2 protein-coding genes are annotated in these 1,431 nt (G+C 33.3%); both read left to right on the top strand.

Annotated features, from left to right (window positions below; all coding sequences use genetic code 11):
- Positions 1-363 precede the first annotated feature (363 nt).
- Entirely contained in the window at positions 364-1,113 is a 750-nt protein-coding gene (locus V7056_RS20605; protein WP_499704254.1) for a sulfite exporter TauE/SafE family protein, read from the top strand.
- 184 nt (positions 1,114-1,297) lie between these two features.
- On the top strand, positions 1,298-1,431 hold a 134-nt coding region (locus tag V7056_RS20600), incomplete at its 3' end, for a nucleoside hydrolase (RefSeq protein ID WP_499704255.1).

Below are 1,431 nucleotides of genomic sequence, written 5' to 3'. Positions count from 1 at the left end.
TTTAAGAATGCGTTAGTTAATCTAGGATGTTCCTCTTCCGTGAGCAGAGCTTTCTGGATTACAGGATGTGGATAATACATTCGTTGCTACATAAGATGTCACGGTTTTAACATGCCAACCTGGCTTGATTAGCAGGGTCTCTATCCTTACTACATATCCGATCTTCCGTTATAGGCAATTTTTGGCCACATCATGTGAAAATTTAAAAGTAACAATCTTTCAGTCTTTTAATACAAATCAGAAATACTCAATTCTGATTGAATATTTTTAGTGAAACAATTTCGTTCATTTTAGGAGTTATTCCTTTCCCACTTACCATAGAAATTGTGTATAGTAATGGTAGAGAGAAAAGGGGATAGTTGAATGGAATATTTAAGTTTATTATTTTTTCTAGGAATCGGTGCAGCTGTAGTAGGAACTTTAGCAGGTGGTGGAGGATTAATTACCTTGCCAATGATGATTTTTTTAGGAATTCCGATTCAGACGGGAATTGCTACAAATAAGTTTGCCTCAGGATTAGGTTCATTCAGTAGTATACTTTATACACTTCGGAAAAAAGATTTCAAGTATTCTTTAATCATTCAATTCATAATTGTTTCAATCATTGGTGGAGGAATTGGTGCTTATATTACAAGTATGTTAGATGAACATGTAATGAATATTGTCGCAATCGTTTTATTATCTGGATCACTCTGGCTAACGTTCGCTAGTAAAAAGTGGAACTATGGAACTGCGAATAAAGAAAACTTTGAACATCAAACATTCGTAGATAAAAGCATTCAAACTGGAATTGGTATTTATGATGGTGGCTTTGGGCCAGGTTCATCTACCTTTGCAATTTTATATTTTATCAAAAAAGGATTTACTTATGTAAATGCAGTTCAATTGGCAAGAGTATTAAATTTTGGTAGCTGCTTATCAGCCTTTGTTATTTTTTATATGACTGGACATTTTCAGTGGAAAATCGCCTTAACAATGGCGGCTGCATCCATCATCGGAAATCAAGTTGGTCTAAGGTTTGCAGAATACGTACCAATTAAACTTGCGAGAATTTTATTAATCTCAGTTTCAGTATTATTAATTGTTCAAGTTAGTCTAAAGTTATTTGTGTAAAGGAAGCTTAATTGCTTCCTTTTTTTGTTGGAAAAATGAAAGTGCAGTTCATGCTAAATGGAAAAATGAATTACTTGGGTTGAAAACTGATTTTTGTACTGAGGAACTGGATTAAAACATAAAGTAGTAGAGATTTATATGAAGAGGTTAAAAACATTTTCAAATGAAGTTGGGAGGAAACCGGATGGTTAAACAAGTTCTCCTATTCACTGATTTAGGTATTGATGATGCATTTACAATGTTATATATCCTTTTTAGAAAAGATATAGAACTAGTAGGGATTGTGGCCGATTATGGTAATGTAACTAGAGATAAGGC

Source organism: Bacillus sp. JJ664 (genome assembly GCF_036962205.1).
Lineage (GTDB): Bacteria > Bacillota > Bacilli > Bacillales > Bacillaceae_G > Gottfriedia.
The sequence above is the reverse complement of the archived record's forward strand: the minus strand, read 5'-3'. Positions and strand labels throughout refer to the sequence as shown.